This window comes from Streptomyces cyaneofuscatus (assembly GCF_033109485.1).
GTDB classification, from domain to species: Bacteria; Actinomycetota; Actinomycetes; order Streptomycetales; family Streptomycetaceae; genus Streptomyces; species Streptomyces cyaneofuscatus.
This window is the reverse complement of the sequence record NZ_CP137002.1, coordinates 4,761,215-4,777,754: the sequence shown is the minus strand read 5'-3', so window position 1 is coordinate 4,777,754 and position 16,540 is coordinate 4,761,215. Positions and strand designations below refer to the sequence as shown.

15 protein-coding genes are annotated in these 16,540 nt (G+C 72.4%); 4 read left to right on the top strand and 11 right to left on the bottom strand.

What is annotated here, in order from left to right; all coding sequences use genetic code 11:
* Positions 1 to 6: 6 nt before the first annotated feature.
* Entirely contained in the window at positions 7 to 1,131 is a 1,125-nt protein-coding gene (gene griH / locus R2B67_RS21115) for a 3-amino-4-hydroxybenzoic acid synthase (RefSeq protein WP_317820209.1), read from the top strand.
* Here griH and R2B67_RS21110 read toward each other — a convergent pair.
* From R2B67_RS21110 to R2B67_RS21070, 9 genes are all read right to left on the bottom strand, one after another.
* Positions 1,106 to 2,518, bottom strand: a complete 1,413-nt coding sequence (locus R2B67_RS21110) for an MFS transporter (protein WP_317820208.1) — start codon at positions 2,516 to 2,518, stop codon at positions 1,106 to 1,108. The genes griH and R2B67_RS21110 overlap by 26 nt on opposite strands.
* A 91-nt stretch (positions 2,519 to 2,609) precedes the next feature.
* The gene (griF, locus tag R2B67_RS21105; RefSeq protein ID WP_018515805.1) at positions 2,610 to 3,530 is read right to left on the bottom strand and encodes a grixazone synthase; all 921 of its coding nucleotides are present in this window, start codon (positions 3,528 to 3,530) and stop codon (positions 2,610 to 2,612) included.
* Positions 3,531 to 3,595: 65 nt separating this feature from the next.
* Complete coding sequence (locus R2B67_RS21100; RefSeq protein ID WP_234017893.1) at positions 3,596 to 3,976, bottom strand: tyrosinase family oxidase copper chaperone; 381 nt, start codon at positions 3,974 to 3,976, stop codon at positions 3,596 to 3,598.
* Between the two features lie 67 nt (positions 3,977 to 4,043).
* On the bottom strand, positions 4,044 to 5,414 hold the full coding sequence (locus R2B67_RS21095; protein WP_317820207.1) for an aldehyde dehydrogenase family protein: 1,371 nt from the start codon (positions 5,412 to 5,414) through the stop codon (positions 4,044 to 4,046).
* Positions 5,414 to 6,472, bottom strand: coding sequence for an AMP-binding protein (locus tag R2B67_RS21090; RefSeq protein ID WP_317820205.1), 1,059 nt, complete (start codon positions 6,470 to 6,472; stop codon positions 5,414 to 5,416). Before R2B67_RS21090 ends, R2B67_RS21095 begins: the two co-directional genes overlap by 1 nt.
* Before the next feature lie 197 nt (positions 6,473 to 6,669).
* The gene (locus tag R2B67_RS21085) at positions 6,670 to 8,022 is read right to left on the bottom strand and encodes an MFS transporter (protein WP_317820203.1); all 1,353 of its coding nucleotides are present in this window, start codon (positions 8,020 to 8,022) and stop codon (positions 6,670 to 6,672) included.
* 75 nt (positions 8,023 to 8,097) lie between these two features.
* Positions 8,098 to 9,471 (bottom strand): FAD-binding oxidoreductase, encoded by a 1,374-nt coding sequence (locus R2B67_RS21080; RefSeq protein ID WP_317820201.1) that lies wholly within the window; start codon positions 9,469 to 9,471, stop codon positions 8,098 to 8,100.
* Positions 9,472 to 9,610: 139 nt separating this feature from the next.
* Positions 9,611 to 10,519 (bottom strand): BTAD domain-containing putative transcriptional regulator, encoded by a 909-nt coding sequence (locus tag R2B67_RS21075; RefSeq protein ID WP_317820200.1) that lies wholly within the window; start codon positions 10,517 to 10,519, stop codon positions 9,611 to 9,613.
* 42 nt (positions 10,520 to 10,561) lie between these two features.
* Positions 10,562 to 11,185, bottom strand: a complete 624-nt coding sequence (locus tag R2B67_RS21070) for an NADPH-dependent F420 reductase (protein WP_030568345.1) — start codon at positions 11,183 to 11,185, stop codon at positions 10,562 to 10,564.
* 141 nt (positions 11,186 to 11,326) lie between these two features.
* Here R2B67_RS21070 and R2B67_RS21065 point away from each other — a divergent pair, with 141 nt between their 5' ends.
* Positions 11,327 to 12,457 (top strand): helix-turn-helix domain-containing protein, encoded by a 1,131-nt coding sequence (locus R2B67_RS21065; RefSeq protein WP_164238389.1) that lies wholly within the window; start codon positions 11,327 to 11,329, stop codon positions 12,455 to 12,457.
* Between the two features lie 471 nt (positions 12,458 to 12,928).
* On the opposite strand, the gene R2B67_RS21060 is transcribed toward R2B67_RS21065, so the two are convergent.
* Both R2B67_RS21060 and R2B67_RS21055 read right to left on the bottom strand, forming a co-directional pair.
* Entirely contained in the window at positions 12,929 to 15,313 is a 2,385-nt protein-coding gene (locus tag R2B67_RS21060) for a tetratricopeptide repeat protein (RefSeq protein ID WP_317820199.1), read from the bottom strand.
* Between the two features lie 13 nt (positions 15,314 to 15,326).
* A complete protein-coding gene (locus tag R2B67_RS21055) occupies positions 15,327 to 15,578 on the bottom strand; it encodes a sulfatase (RefSeq protein WP_317820198.1) in 252 nt (83 codons plus the stop codon).
* A gap of 2 nt (positions 15,579 to 15,580) precedes the next feature.
* Between R2B67_RS21055 and R2B67_RS21050 the strand changes: the two genes are divergently transcribed.
* Positions 15,581 to 15,778, top strand: coding sequence for a DUF397 domain-containing protein (locus R2B67_RS21050; protein ID WP_317820196.1), 198 nt, complete (start codon positions 15,581 to 15,583; stop codon positions 15,776 to 15,778).
* 128 nt (positions 15,779 to 15,906) lie between these two features.
* Entirely contained in the window at positions 15,907 to 16,497 is a 591-nt protein-coding gene (locus R2B67_RS21045; RefSeq protein ID WP_317820194.1) for a hypothetical protein, read from the top strand.
* Positions 16,498 to 16,540: the final 43 nt, after the last annotated feature.

Here is a 16,540-nt window from a genome sequence, read left to right as displayed (position 1 = left end):
CTTCGCATGTCTTCGTCTTCGTCTTCGAAACTGACCTGGCTCGACATCCGTTCCGTCGGTGAGGCCCGCGCCGCCATCGTCCAGGAGGCCCTGCACCACAAGGTCGAGGCCCTGGTCGCCGACGATCCCGCCCACCTCGCGGACCTGCCGCCGACCGTGACCAAGGTCCTGCTGGTGTCCGGCAAGCAGCTCCCGGAGGAGTTCGGCGAGGCCACCGTCGTCATCGTCGACCCGGCCAAGCACGGGGTGACCCCGGCCGAACTGGCCATCAAGCACCCGGAGATCGAGTTCGGCCGGTTCGTGGAGATCATCGACGCGCCGACGCTGGAGGACGCCTGCGAGTCCTCGCGTACCGAGAAGTGGTCCGTCCTGCTGTTCCGCGACCCGACCAAGATCCCGCTGGAGATCGTGATCGCCGCCGCCGCGCGCGCCACCGGCTCGATGGTGACCATCGCGCAGGACCTGGAGGAGGCGGAGATCCTCTTCGGCGTGCTGGAGCACGGTTCGGACGGCGTGATGATGGCGCCGCGGACCGTCGGCGACGCCGCCGAGCTCAAGCGGATCGCCCAGGCCGGCATCCCCAACCTCAACCTCACCGAGCTGCGCGTCGTGGAGACCAGCCACATCGGCATGGGTGAGCGGGCCTGCGTGGACACCACCACGCACTTCGGCGAGGACGAGGGCATCCTGGTCGGCTCGCACTCCAAGGGCATGATCCTGTGCGTCAGCGAGACCCACCCGCTGCCGTACATGCCGACCCGGCCGTTCCGCGTCAACGCCGGTGCCATCCACTCGTACACGCTCGGCAAGGACGAGCGCACCAACTACCTCAGCGAGCTGAAGACCGGCAGCAAGCTCACCGCCGTGGACATCAAGGGCAACACGCGGCTGGTGACGGTGGGCCGCGTGAAGATCGAGACGCGTCCGCTGATCTCCATCGACGCCGAGGCCCCGGACGGCCGACGCGTCAACCTGATCCTCCAGGACGACTGGCACGTCCGGGTCCTCGGCCCCGGTGGCACGGTCCTCAACAGCACCGAGCTGAAGCCGGGCGACACGGTCCTCGGCTACCTGCCCGTCGAGGACCGTCACGTCGGCTACCCGATCAACGAGTTCTGCCTGGAGAAGTAGGCTCCGCCGAGTCGCGGGAGTCCCGCGAGTCCCGCGAACCCCGCGAGTCCTGCGAGTCCTGCGAACCCCCCTCCGCCTCGGCCCCGGCCGCGCCGCCCAGCTCCTTCTCATCGGCGGCGCGTCCGGGGCCGGTGCGTGTGCGGGCCGCCGCGACGGCCGGAACCAGGACCACGGCCACGGCTCCGAGGACTCCGCCGACCGCGAAGACCAGGAAGCCGCTGCTCTCCAGCCCCCGGCTGACCAGCGCACCGCCGAGCCACGGGCTGACGACCGCGCCGAGTCGGCCGACGCCGGTGACCCAGCCCAGGCCCGCGGCGCGGTCGGCCGCCGGGTAGAAGCGGCCGGCGACCGCGTAGACCATGGTGCTGGCGCTGAACAGCCAGATGCCGGTGAAGGCGACGACCGCGTACGTGAGGCCGAGCGAGGGCCCGGTGGCGAGCAGCGCCAGTCCGGCCGCCGTCAGGAGGAACCAGCAGGTGGCGACGCGGACCGCGCCGAACCGGTCGGCGACGCGGCCGGCGACCAGCATGCCGACGATGCCGCCGCCGTTGATGACCATGAGCAGGCTGACCGAGGTGGACAGGCCGTACCCGGCGGAGCGCATCAGCTGCGGCAGCCAGGTGGAGATGCCGTACACGAGCAGCAGTCCGCAGAAGGAGGCCGCCCACAGCAGCAGTGTCGCCAACGCCCTGCCGGGCGCCACGAGTTCGCGTACGGCACGGAGTCGTCCGGCAGCTCCGGCGGCCGGTGCGTCGGCGGCGGTCGGCGCAGGAAGTCCGTACCGTTCGGCGGTCGTCCGCGCCTGGTCGAACCGGCCGCGCGCGTACAGCACGCCGGGCGACTCCGGCATGAAGCGCAGGAGCAGCGGTACGGCGATGAGCGCCGGCAGCACGCCCGCGGCGAACGGCCACCGCCAGCCGTGGTCCGGGGCGAGCGCCAGGCCGAGGCCCGTCGCCGCGATGCCGCCCGCGTGGTAGGCGGTCATGAGGATGCCGGTGGCCAGCGCCATCCGGCGCGGCGGCGAGAACTCCGCCACGACGGTCAGGCAGATCGGCATCAGGCCGCCGAGGCCGAGACCGGCCAGGAAGCGGCCGGCGCCGAACTGGAGCGGGTCTCCGGCCAGCGCGCAGACCCCGGATCCGGCGGAGAACAGCAGCACGCACCAGACCAGCACGGCGCGTCTGCCGATCCAGTCGGTGATGTTGCCCGCCGTCAGCGCGCCGATGAGCATGCCGAAGGTGGTCCAGCTGCCGATCCTCCCGGCTGCGGAGGCGTCGAGGCCGAAAGCGGTGTCGTCGAGCATGTACGGCATGACGGCGCCGTAGATCGTGACGTCCAGGCCGTCGAAGAAGACGACGAGCCAGCACAGAGCGAGTACCACGTACACGGTGTCTCTCCTGGTTCGAGGGGCATTGGGGTCCGCACAACGCGGCGGCGCCGGACAACGGGGATCCGCTGTCCGGCGCCGCCGCGTCGGTCTACTGGTCGTAGGTGTAGAACTGCGTGTGGTCGAGCAGGTCCGCCGGGGTCTTGGTGTGCCACGGCCCGAGCGGGGTGTTGATGTCCGGCACGTCCTGGGTCGGCACGGTCGGCAGGTAGTGCGGCACGTTCGGGTGGCGCGCCTGCCACAGGGCCCAGCAGCGGTCGATCATGCAGTGGTTGAGGAAGAACACCGGGTCGTTCGGCGAGCCGATGTACATCATGTGGCCGCCGGTCCACACGTGCGCGGCGCCGTGCAGCTTGCCGAGCCGGGGCTCCCAGGCGAACTTGGTGTAGCCCTCCAGGTGGTTGCGGAAGCTCTCGTACGGGGGTGTGCCGCCGGAGGTGTGGTTCCACGGCGGGCAGTCGTAGACCGTGAGGTCGAGCGTCTGCTCCAGCTCCTGCGGCGTCGGCAGGTCCGGGGTGAGCGTGCCGAAGTCCCGTACGAGGTAGTCGCGGTCGTCATGCGTGTAGTTGCCGTTCAGCGCAGGATCCTCCGGGCCTTCCGGGATGACGCTGATGTTCAGCTTCCAGCCGTTGCGGCGGGCGAACGGTCCGGTCATGACGCGGCGGTCGCCGGGCCGGCCGTTGCCGCCCATGAAGTCCTTGGACCACAGCGGCGAGTTCTCGCCGTGGTCGGTGGTCCAGTCCCAGTACGGCAGCGTGACGCGCGGGTCGACCTTCTGGAGGGCCTGTTCGAACTTCAGGAGGTACTGCCGGTGCCACGGCAGGAAGCCCGGGTTGACATGGCCGAGGCGCTTGCCGGTCTCCTTGTCGAGGTAGTCGGTGGAGTTGACCTGTATATGGAGCTTGACGAAACGGTCGTAGATGCCGCGTCTCTTGATCTCCAGGACCGCGTTGATGAAGCGCCGCTTCTCCTCGGCCGTCATGTTCAGGTGGTTCTTGCGTACGTGGACCATCGCTGGGATTCCTTCGTTCCGGGGCCGCTTCAGAGGTGCCGCAGGGGACAGAGGTGCCGGAGGCGTCAGAGGTGCGTGACGTGGGTGCCGTGCGTGGAGGGCTGGAGGGCGGCGCCGCGCAACTCCTCGACGGCGCGGCGGGCGGCGTCCAGCGGGGTGGGGGCCATCTCGTAGTGGCACATGGAGCTGAGGTAGGCGTCGTCGGCGAACTTCATGAGGTGGAGCGGGCGGCCGTCGATGTAGACGCCGCCGCCGTCCGCCGCGGTGGCGACGCGTATGGTGCGGCCGAGGTAGCGCTCGGTGTGTTCCTGGCCCGCGGCCTTCGCGGGTGCGGCGGCCTCGGCGGCGGCTCCGGTGTCGTCGCCGCCGTTCAGCAGCGGTACGGCGGCCGCGGCGGCGACGAGCGCCGCTCCGGTGGTGGCCATGACCATTTCTCGCCTGTTCATGGGCATGCGAAATCCCTCTCTCGCGGTCTGGTGTGTCTTCGGTGGATGGGCCGGGGGCTCGGGGACGTCAGCGCTGGGCCACGAGGCCCTTCGGCTCCAGGAGGAACTGCGTGTAGTTGTCGTCGTGCGGGATGCCCGGTGTCGCGGTCCACGGCAGGACCCGGCCGCGCGTCACCTTCCGTACGCTCGGCTCCCGTACCGCGGCCTCCACCAGCTCCTCGCGGTCGGTGAGCAGGTTGAGGACGAGCGAGTCGCGGAGCGGCTCCACGCCGTCGGCCTCCGTCCACGGGGCCACCACGACGAACGGGAACGGGAGTTCCGTACCGACCGCCGGATGGCCGGCCCGGTCGGCGGAGAGCACGACCGGCCGCAGCAGGAACGAGCCGTCGACCAGCTCCACGACGGTCTCGTACTCACCCGCGCGTGCGCTGTGGTCGGTGAGCGAGGAGCGGAGCGCGGCGACCTGTTCGCGCAGCGCCTCGGCGCGGGCCCGGTTCACCACCAGGAGCGTCGCCGCTCCGTCGGTCGCCGGGAGGGACGGCAGCTTCGCGAGCCGCTCCGCGAGCCGGTCGGCGACGTCCTCGACCTCCCCGGTGGTCAGGACCGCCGAGAGGTTGGTGCACCGGGTGCCGCCGTCGAAGGAGGCGGAGAGCGCCAGGTGCTCGATGACGGCGTCGTCCGGGGCCGTGTCCAGGAGCGCCTTGGTACGGCCGGGGCCGCGTACGGCCACCGATTCGCGCTGGTGCCAGGTGGAGACGGCGCTCTCACCGCCGTAGATGATGCCGCGGTCGGCCTCCCGCAGCAGATACTCGCCGACCTCGCGCGAGCACGGCAGGAACGCGGCCCTGCTCGGCTCCAGGCCCGCCGCCGTCAGCGCGGCCAGCAGCCTGGCCGGGGTGAACGGGTCGCGGCTGCCCGGCTTGACGAGCACGCTGTAGCCGTGGAACAGCGCTTGGGCCCAGGAGATGTTCGGCACCGGGTGGTTGCTCGCCATCACGGCGGCGAAGACCCGGCCGCGCGGTACCCAGCGGGTGTCGAAGCCGTCGCCGAAGCCGGTGGCGGGCAGTTCGGCGGCGGTGGTCGCCGGGAGCGCGCGCAGTTCGGCGGTCAGGTCGGCGACGGCCTGTTCGACGGCGGTGGCGGTGAGGCCGGTGGCGTGGCAGACGCGCCGGGCGTACTCCTGCGGGCTCTCGCCGTCCAGCGTCGCGGTGGCGAAGAGCTCGGCCGCCCCGGTGAACACCTCGAAGGCGGGCGGTCTGCCGTCCGCGTGCGCGCGGATCTCGTTGAGCGCGGCGACCGCGAGGAGCCGGGGCGCGGTCCCGATGTCGGCGAGGTCCCCGCCGAGCACGCTCGGCAGCCGGGAGCGGTCGGAGCTGGCGACGCGGCGGCCGCAGACGCTCGGGTCGAGGACGACGGTGGCCGGTGCGGCGGTGCTCATCAGTAGACCCCTTCGATGATGGCCACGTCGTCGAGGGTGCGGTAGGTCTGCACATCGGCGAGGCCGTCCACGGTGGACCCGTCCCGCGGCTCGATCCGGATCGCGGTGTCCCGCTCCAGGACGTTCGGCAGGAACATCTCCTCCGAGACCAGGTGGAGCAGGACCCGGCCGCGTTCGCCGTACGCCACCGGCTCACCGGCCTCGTCGACGAGGTGGAGGCGCGTGGTCTCCGGGAACGGCTCGAAGACGCTCGGGTAGGCGTCGCCGGGCCGGGCGGGCCGCTGCGGCGCCACGCCCATCAGGCTGTTGCCGTAGACGCCGACCACGCTCGCCGCCGGGAAGAAGACCTCATCCAGCTGCTTGAGGCTCTCCCGGCTGATCGACGTTCCGGCCCAGATGATCGCGCGGACCTTGGTGCGCACCAGTTCGTACAGGCGCGGCCGGGCGCAGATCGCCTCCAGGAGCGGCGGCGTGGTGTTGAGCACCGCGACGTCCTGGCTCTCCAGGATGGTCTCCGCCTGGTCCAGAAGGTGCTGGATGTAGGCGTCGGCCTCCTCGCCGCGGCCGTCCGACAGGAGCTTCTTCACCCAGCGCGGATCGAGGTCGACGGTGTAGAAGATGCCGCCGCCGAGCGCGGCGTAACGGCCGGTGTCGAAGCCGATGACGTGCGGGCCGCTCGGTCCCAGGTGCAGCCAATTCCCTTCCGCGGGAACGCCGTTCGCGATGAGGCGTTCCCGCGCCCACTCGGTCACCTGCGACCGGTAGGCGCTGTCCACGATGCGCTTGGGCGATCCGGTGGTGCCGCCGGAGTCGTAGACGCGGAACGGGCGGTCGGCGAGGCCGCGCGGGATCAGGTCCTGCGCCGGTACGGAGCGGAGTTCGGCGCTGACGTCCGGGAAGCGCGTCAGGTCGGCCAGGCCCTGCACCTCGGCGACCGGGTCGAAGCCGAGCCCGTCCAGCTTTCCGAGCCAGAACGGCGAGCCGGTCTCGGCACCGAAGTGCCAGGCCATCAACTTACGTATGTGACTGTCGAATTCAGGATCAATGATGTGGCTCATGACGGTCTTCCGCTCTCCTGATCACGGGGCAAGGGCGGTACGGGGTCCATCGTGCTGGCGAGGCCTATCGGTGACGTATCACCTGCGTGTCGTGGAACGCGGCCGCCCGCACAGCACCGTTCGGGCGGGCTGTACGGGCGGTGCTGTACGGGCGGTTGTGCGCGTGCGGTTCTGTACGGGCTTCGCGGCGGGCGGCGCTATGCCGTGCGCCGGGACAGCGTGAAGGCGACCACTGCCGCGATCAGCGGGAAGAGCGCGACGACGCCGAGCGCCGTGGAGAGCGACATCGACTTCGCCAGCGCCCCGGCGGTGGCGCTGCCGACACCGCCGCCCACGAAGAACGTGAGGTTGAGCAGCCCCATCGCACCGCCGCGCCGGGCCGGTTCGATGTGTCCGGACATCAGGGCGGTGGTGAACACCTGGGTGACGGAGAAGGCGGAGAAGCCGAGCGAGGCACCGAGGATCAGCAGCACGACGCCGGAGCCGGCCAGCGCGCCGGCGAGCGCCGCCGCGAAGGCGAGGGAGACCGCGCCGAGCAGCAGGTTGCCGTGGTCGCCCGCGGTGAGCCGGCCGGCCAGCCGGGAGAGGATCGCGCCGACGACCGCTCCGGGCAGGAGCCAGACGCCGACGGCGAGGACGCTCCAGCCGTGGTCGCGGACGAGGAGCTGCGGTACGGCGTACATCGCGGCGAACAGACCGCCGTACACACCGATGCCGATGACGGCGGCCTTCAGGAAGACGCCGTCGGTGACGAGCGCGCGCGGCACGAAGGAGGTCTCGCTGCTGCGCGTACGCCAGATCAGTCCGGCGCCCGACAGGAGCAGCACGACGGCGGTCGCGGTCACCAGCGGGGTGGACAGCGCGAGCGCGGAGGACTGGATCAGTACGAGGAACGACATGGCGGTGAGCGTCAGCAGGGCCGCTCCCGGCAGGTCCATGGACCGGCCGGAGTTCTTCCGCGCCGGCGCTCCGGCCAGGCACAGCGGCACGACGAGGAGGGAGAGCGCCGGCAGGACCAGGGCGATGCGCCAGGTCACCCACTCGGTGAAGACGCCGCCGGCCAGGGTGGCGCTGGCGGAGAAGATCGCCATCGTGGCACCGAATCCGGCGAAGACCTGCGCCCGCCTCTCCGGCGGTACGGAGGCGGTGAGCGCCATCGCGCAGGCGGCCATGGCGCCGGAACCGGCGGCCTGCACGAAGCGTCCGGCCACCAGGACGCCGAGGTTGGGCGCGACGAGGCAGATCACCGCGCCGACGGCGAGCGCCAGCGAGCCCAGCAGCAGCGCGGCGCGGACGCCCCGGGTGTCGGCGAGGCGGCCGAAGAGCGCCGTGCCGACGCCGAGCGCCAGCGCGTGCGCGGTCAGGACCCAGGCCGTGGCGGTGGCCGAGGCGTCGAGCGAGGACGCCACGTCCGGGAGGGCGACCCCGGCGGCGGTGACGCCGAAGACGACCGGGCCGAACAGGGCGCCGTAGCGCAGCCCGTCCGAGCGGGCTCCGGGGGAGGAAGCGGTGCTGACGGCCGCGGTGGACGCGGCCTCGTGCGTGGTCATGATGCACTCCAAATAGTGACGAGAACCTGCCAAGAACGAGCGGCTCGCGCGGCCGGACGAGCGGTGGCGGCCGCCTTAAGGAAGCGGCGCGATGTTGTGGTTGAGCCGGAAGAGGTTGTCCGGATCGACCGCGGCCTTCACCCGCGCCAGCCGGCTCAAGGTCTCCGGGGCGAAGCACTCCGCCGCCGATCCGGCCGTATCCGCGCCCGCGAGGAAGTTCAGATAGCGGCGGCCCGTGCCCCACTCCTCCATCGCCCCGAGGACCACGTCCGGCGAACCGGGCGCCGAGAGCGTGGAGAGCGTGTACGCGCCTTCGCGGACGCCGACCGCGTTCGGCACCTCGGCGGGCCGGGCGAGCGCGCCGCCGAGCTGGCGCACCTCGACCATCAGGTCACCGCAGGACGAACCGGCCCCGGCCACCCGCAGCAGCGCCTCCATGGCCTGCGAGCCCAACTCCCGCAGCACGATGTTGCGTTCGTGGTACGGGAGCGGGTGCGCCGGGTCCTGGTGGATCTCGCCCACCTCGGTGTACGGCATCTCCGCGACGGAGTCCGCCAGCGGTGTCCCGCACTCGCGCAGCGGGCGGACGAGCCGCTCGCCCTCCTCGGCGCGGCCGGTGAAGGAGATCCGCACATGCGCGGCGAACGTTCCGCGCAGGAACTCCGGCACGTCCGGCACGTCCGGCAGCCGCAGCAGCGAGACGGAGGAGGTCATCTCCTCCGGCACGGTCGCGGACCACTGCCGCCAGGTGTGGAGCACCTGCGCCGCCTGCTCACCCGGGAAGTAGAGGCCGCCGCCGTAGAGCCGGCGCACCGGCATCAGGCCGAACCAGAGACCGGTGACGATGCCGAAGTTGCCCTTGCCGCCGCGCAGCGCCCAGAACAGGTCCGGGTGCCGGTCGCGCGTGACCTGCCGGACGCCGCCGTCGGCGGTGACCAGCTCGATGCAGGTCACATGGTCCGCCGCGAAGCCGTACTGCCGGCCGAGCGGCCCGAGCCCGCCGCCCAGCGTGTAGCCGACGACGCCCACCAGCGGCGACGAGCCGTTGAGCGGGGCGAGGCCGTGCGGCGCCGCCGCGGCGATCACCTGGTGCCACTGCGCCCCTGCCTCGACGTGCGCCGTGCGCGTCATCGGGTCGACGGCGACCGCGTTCATCCGGCGCGTGGAGACGAGGACGCCGCCGTCCGCCGGAGCGGCGATGCCGTGGCCGGTCGCCTGGACGGCGATGGGGAGCCCCTGGCGGGCGGCGAAGGAGACCGCGGCGGACACGTCCTCGGCCGACTGCGCCGCGACGATCACGTCCGGCCGGTGCTGCCCGATCCGGTTGAAGCCCGGCAGCTCCCTCGCGTACCCCGCGTCCTCCGGGGTGAAGACCTCACCCTTGAGCCGCGCGACGAGCCCGTCCATGGCGCTCTCGGCGATGTCCGCGTGTCCAGGTCGTCCTGCCACGATCACGTCCTTCCTCCCGGGCCACGCGGCGGTCTCACCAGGCGCGGCGGCGATGAGGAGCAGTGTTCTCGTCCGCCAGGCCCTCTCCCATCCCCTGCTTAGGGGGTATGGGGAGGAGCTGGTGCCGCATAGCGGCCGGTCAGCCGGGACGTACGCTCGCGTCGCGCAGATCCGCGATCTCGCGCTCCAGCAGAGCGATCCGGTCCTGCGGCCCGATCCGGTCCTGCGGCCCGGCGGCCGCCCCGGCCAGGCCGGACATCGATGTCGTGGCTACGAATGCCGGTGACAGCTCCCCCGCCGAGCGGCCGTCCAGGATCATCCGCTCCATCACGCGCAGCTTCTCGCTCGGCTCCAGCCCCAGCTCACGCGCCAGCCTCCGGCGCGTGTCCCGGTAGACGGACAGCGCCTCCGCCGTCCGGCCCGACCGGTAGAGCGCCAGCATCAGCTGAAGGCAGAGCGACTCCTGGAAGGGGTTCTCCGTCACATGGCGGGTGAGCTCGCCGAGTACCTGGCGGTGCCGGCCCAGGGCCAGTTCGAGCTCGATGTGGTCCTCGATCGCGGACAGCCGGTCCTCGTTCACCTTCAGGGCCACGGTCTCCAGGAGCTCGCTGTCGAGCCCGGCACCGACCGGCCCCTGCCAGAGCTGGAGCGCCTGCTGGAACAGGACGACCGCGTGTTCCGGCGACGCCGACCGCGCCTCGGCCCGGGCCCGGCTGAGCAGGTCCTCGAAGTGGGACAGATCGAGATGCGCGCGCGGCACACGGATCAGATATCCGGAAGGGTGCGTCTCTATCTGGGCCGCGACGCCGGCGGCCGAGAGAAGTCTTCGCAGACCGGACACGCATATCCGTAACTGGCTGCGGACCGTCGCCGGCGGCGCCTCCCGCCAGATCGCCTCGATCAGCCGGCCCACGCCGACCACCCGGTTGGCCTCCAACAACAGCAAGGTCAGCAGGATTCTCTGCCGATTACCGCCGAGGCGCACGGGCCCGTGCGCCCCCTGGACGACGAGTGGACCGAGGACGGAGAATTGATGGTGCGTAGACATGTGTGAACGCCTTCCTGAAACTCAACCGCAGTGTCCGGGAGATCACCAACTGGGCATGAACTTGAAGCTCCAGCTCTCGCTGAGCTGAAGCCGCTCTCCCACCTCCTGCCCCAGCCGCCCCATGCCTTCCAGCACCCAGGCGTTGTCCAGGCCTCCGGCGTCGAAGGCCCGCAGACCGGACCGGTCGAACAGCTCCACGACGGCCACCTTGGCGCCTTCGTCGTCGGCGGCGACGAACACGTCCACCGGAAGGCCCTCGCTGTATCCGCTGTGCAGCGCACCGGCGTCGGCGGTGGTCAGAGCCTTGACCCAGCGCACCTGCGGGGCGAGGCAGACGAGCTGGCGGACCGCGCTCGACTCCGGATCGGTCCGCGACGGAACGCTCAGGTCCACCACGGCCTTGCCGGTCAGCAGACCGGCGTGCAGCCGGGTCAGCTCCAGAGCCTGGGGCCACCGGATCGCGAAGATCACGATCTCCGGCCGGAGCGCCGCGGCCAGCGTCGTGGCCACCACCGTGCCGGCCGACTCAGCGGTCGTCGCCTCGGCCGCCGCCACCCGGGCCTGGCCGATGCTCCGGTCCGCCAGCAGGACCGCCGCACCGGCCAGCGCGGCCCGTCTGGCGACCGCGCGCCCCAACATTCCCGCTCCGATAATCCCAATCCGCATGAACAGCACACTTGCGGGATACGGGCGCGGTTCCCATCCCGCAATCAAGGGGGGCGGGGTGCGGCGGAGAAACGGCGTGAAAGGACCGCCTCCCTCAGGTGAGGGGTTGGACGGAACCGTAGGAACTGGCACATTCGAGGGATGACGAGTTCGACGATCTCGCGTATCTCGGTCGGCCGGGCGGAACTGCTCTCCCGGTCCGCGAAGGCCACCGACGCCCTCAGCATGTTCGCCGAGGCCTCGACGCAGCTGCGCCGGCTCATGCCGTACGACGCGGCGGTATGGCGCGTCACCGACCCCGTGACCGGCATGATGACCGCGCCGATCCGTGCGGAGAACCTGGACGAGGGCGGCTGCGCCGTCTACTGGGAATCCGAGCTGTTCACCGAGAACGTCAATCTCTTCCGCGATCTGGCACAGGCCTCGGTGCCGGTCGCCGGACTCCGCCAGACCACCAACGACCTGCCCGCGCGCAGCACGCTGTACCAGACCTTCATGCGGCCGCGCGGACTCCAGGACGAGCTGCGCGCGGTCCTGCGCGTCGGAGGCCACCCCCAGGGCCACATCAGCCTGTTCCGGGCGGAGGGCCGCCCGGCCTTCGACGACGCGGAGACCCAGCTGATCGCCTCCGTCCTCACCCCGCTCGCCAAGCAGCTGCGCTCGTTCGCCGAGCCCTCGCCGCAACCGCTGCCGGACGCTCCGTACGGCCCCGGGCTCCTCCTGTTCGACGCGAGCGGTGCGCTGATGTCGGTCAACGACGACGCCCTGGCCTACCTCGACACTCTCCCCGAAGGCCCCGCCGTGCCGTCGCCGCAGGGCATCCGCGTACCGGCCTGGGTCCAGGCGACGGCGATGAAGGCGCGCGCCGTCGCGCAGGAGCGGGACCGCGGGCAGGCGCGCGCCCGCGTACGGAACCGTGCGGGCCGCTGGCTGGTCTGCCACGCCTCCTGCCTGCGCGAGGCGAACGGCGGACTCGGCGCGGCGGCGGTGGTGATCGAGCCGGCGAAGACCTCCGAGATCGTGCCGCTGATCGTGGACGCGTACGAGCTCACCGACCGCGAGACCGAGGTCACCCAGTACATCGCGCGTGGCCTGCCGACCGGCGAGATCGCCGCGCAGCTGCACCTGTCGCCGCACACGGTCCGCGACCACATCAAGGCGGTCTTCGAGAAGGTCGGCGTCTCCAGCCGGGGCGAGCTGGTCGGCAAGCTGTTCACCGAGTACTACGCGCCGCTCGCGGAGAAGAACATGACGCGGGTCCACACCGGCTGACCGGTCGACCGGCTCACCCGCTGACCCACCAGCTGACCCGTCGGCCGACCCACGGGCCGGCCGGCGGACAACACACCGAAGCAGCGACACGACTCCCACTCCCCCATTCGCCCCCGGTCGCGCGTGCGGGGCACTCCTGAGAACGGTGCACGCTTTCGGCCTGCTCTTCGGCCGTGACGGCCGGGAATCGGACCAACGCGAATAGGCGAGTAGTCGACGCATCTCCCCGGTTCGACCGCACCGAACAAGCCGTCAGGACAATTCCACGCACCACAACTCGCCGGAATGACCGTAAAAGGCCCCCGCCATTGCCGTCCCGGCCGACGCCCGCACCCCGGCGAAGCATTTTTCGGCCGAATGCCCGCGACGGCCTTTCAAGCAACTCGTCCGAATGTCGGTGAGGTACGAGAAGCGCCGACCGCCCGCGCGACGCCCCGCCCTGCCCCCCTGCGCTCCCCCCCTACGCTCCGGTCACCCCAGCCGCTCCCGCTGCTCCCGCGCCCAGCCGTACTCCGGGTCCAGCTCCAGCGCCCGGTCCAGGTCCGCGCGCGCCTCCGCGAGCCGCCCCAGGGCCTCCAGCGCCAGCGCCCTGCTGCCGTGCGCCCAGGCGTACCCGGGGTCCATCGCGATGGCCCGGTCGTAGCAGGCCACGGCCTCCTCGTACCGCCCCGTCGCCCGGTACACCTCGCCCCGCTCCCCCTCCGTCCCCGCGAGCCCGGGGGTCAGCTCCTCGGCCCGGTCCAGATCGGCGAGGGCCCCCACCCGGTCGCCCAGGACGGTGCGGACCCGGGCCCGCCGGACCAGCGCCCAGGCGTACTCCGGCCACAGCGCGACCGCCCGGTCGAAGTCGTCGAGCGCCTCCTCGTGCCGGCCCAGCCCATGGCGGACCAGGCCCCGGCTGCCCAGCGGCACCGCGTCGGACGGGTCCAGGGCGTGCGCCCGGTCCAGCACGGTCAGGGCCTCCTCCAGGCGGCCCATCCGCCGGTACGTCTCGCCCCGCTCGCGCACCGCCCAGGCCCAGGCGGGCGCGATCTCCTCGGCCCGGTCCAGGTCGGCGAGCGACTCCTCGTACCGCCCGAGCGCGCGCAGGATCACCGCCCGCCCCTGGTGGGCGCGTTCGCTGCGCGGGTCCACGGCGATCGCCCGCCCGTGGTCGGACAGGGCGGCGTCCAGCTCCCCGGCCCGGAACCGGTCCCAGGCCCGCGCCACGAGCGCGGCCGCCCTGTCGGTGTCGGTCAGCTCGGCCCGGGTCAGCAGGAGCCCGAGGGCGGCGGTGGGGCGCGGGCCGTGGTCCGTTATGGCGGCGAGCAGGTCCCGGCCCCACTCCCGCAGTACGGCGTTGTCGGCGTCCTCGCCCGCCTCCGCGAGGGTCCGTGCCCAGTAGCGGGCGCGGGACGGCCGCTGGGAGCAGAGCGCGATCCCGGCGCGCAGAGCCTCGGGCAGCGCGGTGCGGGGGCGGGCGCACAGCCGGTGGTAGAGCACTTCCAGGGCCGCCCGGCGCCAGGGCTGCTCGGCCCAGAGCCGTTCCGGGTCGAGCCCCTCGGCCGCCGCGTCCCGGCGGGCGGCGAAGGCCTCGGCCAGCCGGTCGTGCGCCGCCTTCCAGCGGCGCGGCGACCCGGTGCGCTGGAGGCGGAGCATCGGGGCCCGGACGACGGCGTGGTAGCGGGAGTGGCCGGAGTGCCGCTCGGCGACGAACGGCAACTCGTGCAGCCAGTCGTAGAGCCCGGGCACGGCGTACGACCCGCCCTCCGGTACGCCGACGGCCACGGCGACCAGGTCCTCGTCGAACCGGCGGGGCAGCGCGCAGGCGAGCGCGGCCGCCCGGCGGGCCGGGTCGCTCTCTCCGGCCAGGAAGCGCTCGACGGCGGTCGCGTTCGCCTCGCCGGCGGCGCCCGGGTTGGCGGCGAGCGTCGACACCAGGACCGGCAGCCCGCCGGAGAGCCGCAGCACCTCCCGTACCACCGGCTCCTCCACCACCCCGCGCCCGTGCAGGAGTTGGCGCGACTCGGCCTCCGTGAACGGCCCCAGCGGTACGTCGGCCACCAGGCGGCCCCGATCGCCCCAGTGCGCGGGATCCAGGCGGCGCTGCCCGGCCAGGGTCAGGACAAGGTTGGCGGGCAGCTCCCCGTACCGGCCGCGCAGCAACAGGTCCGCCAGCCACCGGTCCAGCAGGGGCGCGGTGCGCTCGTACGTGTCCAGGAACAGCACGACCCACGGCACGGCGTCCGCGACCCGCCCGAGCTCGGCGACGAACACCGGCGTCAACGCCCGTACCGGCTCCGCCAGCAGCCGCGCCTCCTCCTGCTGCCGGGCCCGCCCGCCGAACACCGCCCGCAGCCCGCCCGCGCCCCGCGCCACGACCGCCGGATCGATGCCCCCGGCGAGCGCCCCGACCACCGGTATCGCCCCGGCCGCGATCAGCCCGGCCTGCGCGGCGGCGAGGGCGGCGGGCGAGGGCTCGTCCCCGTCGGCCGCGAGCCGCCCGGCCACGTCGTGGAGGGCACGCCGGTACGTGACCAGCATCCGGTCCAGCGCCCGCAGCGGATGCCCCTGCTCGGCGAACTGCCCGGCCACGGAAGCCAGAAGCTCCGGCACGGAGTCGGCGGCCTCGTCGACGGACGCGGAGAGCGCCCCGAACTCCCCTGCCACCTGCTGCCATTCGTGCACGAGCGAGGTCTTGCCGACCCCGGCGTTGCCCCGGACATGAAAGACGAACCGGTGACACGGGTCCTCGGGCGGGGTGGCGAAGTTCGTCCGGAACAGGTCGAGTTCACTCTCCCGCCCGACGAACGCGGCACGCCGCTGCCCTTCGACGATCTGCTGGAGGGAGAGGCGGCGGGGCGGAATCGCGGGCATGGGGGCCAGTCTGTCAGCGGACCCCGGAATCCGGCAGCCGCTCCCCCCGGCTGTGCGCGATGAGCAGCACGTCCCGCAGGGACAGCACGGCCTGCGTCAGCGCGAACCGTACGGCGACCTCCCCGGCCGCCTCGTCCGCCAGCACCTCCTGCGCCCCCTCCAGCACGACGTTGCCGCACTCGATCTGCTCCTCCTCCACCTTGTCGGCGAGATCGCCGCGCCCGCCTGGACCGCCTTCATCGACGACGTACGGAAGGGGTAGCACCTGTGACCGCACCCGACCTCTCCACCGCGACTTGGCGTAAGTCCAGCTACAGCGACGGGGGCGACAACAACTGCATCGAGGTCGCGGACGGCTACCCCGGCCTCGACCCCGTACGCGACAGCAAGGCCCCCGCAGGCCCCGCCCTCCTCATCACCGCGCCCGCCTGGGCGGCCTTCGTGGAGTTCGCGGCAGGGGCCTGAACCCGCCGGCGTACGCCCCCAGGGCCCGCGTACCCGTCCTCACCGGGCGGGGACGCGGGCCCTCACGCGCGCACAGCTGCGCGGATTTCGGGTGGCGGGCGGGTATGAGGCGGTGTGAGAGTGCGGGCATGGGCAACTCCGTGGCGTACCCCGTCCTCCGTACCACCGACGCGGCCGAGGCGTACGCGCAGGCTGTGCGCCTCTGCGGGCTGCTGGAGGAGCGCGACGACGAAGTCCTGCTCCATGCCGAGCTGTTCACCGTCGCGGACCTGCGCAGGATGGCCGCCGTGCTGCCGGAGGGGCCGTTCGACTATCTGGAGAGCCGCCGCGACCCGGCTACGGGGGACTTCGCGGATTTCGACCTCGACGTGAGCACGGCGGGCGATGCCGCGCTGGAGGCAGAGCTGCCGTTGTCGCTGATGGCTGAAGCGCCGCTCGGGACGGTGGAGGAACGCTTCGTGCGGGCGCTCGGCCGAGGCGTGGCGGGCATCGACTGGCAGGGCCGGTGGCCGGACGAGCCGGAGTTCGACTCGTACGGCATGGCGACGTACGACGGTGTGAACATCGCGTTCAACGGGGACACGGCCGCGTGGGGCGGATGGGCGGACCACCACACGGTGTTCGTGCATGTGGACAAGTACGGCGACCTTTCCCGCGCCGAACGCCTCGCCGCGTCCATCGGCAGTACGGTGCTGGGAGCGGCGCAGCGCGGCTGGTGAGGCGGCGGCCCCATCTCGTCATCCCGCCGGCCCGCTCACCGCT

Excerpts from the sequence above, each read along its gene's own strand:
- R2B67_RS21060 (WP_317820199.1), bottom strand. The coding sequence starts at position 15,313 with ATGCCCGCGATTCCGCCCCGCCGCCTCTCCCTCCAGCAGATCGTCGAA.
- griH (WP_317820209.1), top strand. The coding sequence starts at position 7 with ATGTCTTCGTCTTCGTCTTCGAAACTGACCTGGCTCGACATCCGTTCC.
- R2B67_RS21045 (WP_317820194.1), top strand. The coding sequence starts at position 15,907 with ATGGGCAACTCCGTGGCGTACCCCGTCCTCCGTACCACCGACGCGGCC.
- R2B67_RS21095 (WP_317820207.1), bottom strand. The coding sequence starts at position 5,414 with ATGAGCACCGCCGCACCGGCCACCGTCGTCCTCGACCCGAGCGTCTGC.
- R2B67_RS21065 (WP_164238389.1), top strand. The coding sequence starts at position 11,327 with ATGACGAGTTCGACGATCTCGCGTATCTCGGTCGGCCGGGCGGAACTG.
- R2B67_RS21090 (WP_317820205.1), bottom strand. The coding sequence starts at position 6,472 with ATGAGCCACATCATTGATCCTGAATTCGACAGTCACATACGTAAGTTG.
- R2B67_RS21070 (WP_030568345.1), bottom strand. The coding sequence starts at position 11,185 with ATGCGGATTGGGATTATCGGAGCGGGAATGTTGGGGCGCGCGGTCGCC.
- R2B67_RS21075 (WP_317820200.1), bottom strand. The coding sequence starts at position 10,519 with ATGTCTACGCACCATCAATTCTCCGTCCTCGGTCCACTCGTCGTCCAG.
- R2B67_RS21100 (WP_234017893.1), bottom strand. The coding sequence starts at position 3,976 with ATGAACAGGCGAGAAATGGTCATGGCCACCACCGGAGCGGCGCTCGTC.
- R2B67_RS21085 (WP_317820203.1), bottom strand. The coding sequence starts at position 8,022 with ATGACCACGCACGAGGCCGCGTCCACCGCGGCCGTCAGCACCGCTTCC.
- griF (WP_018515805.1), bottom strand. The coding sequence starts at position 3,530 with ATGGTCCACGTACGCAAGAACCACCTGAACATGACGGCCGAGGAGAAG.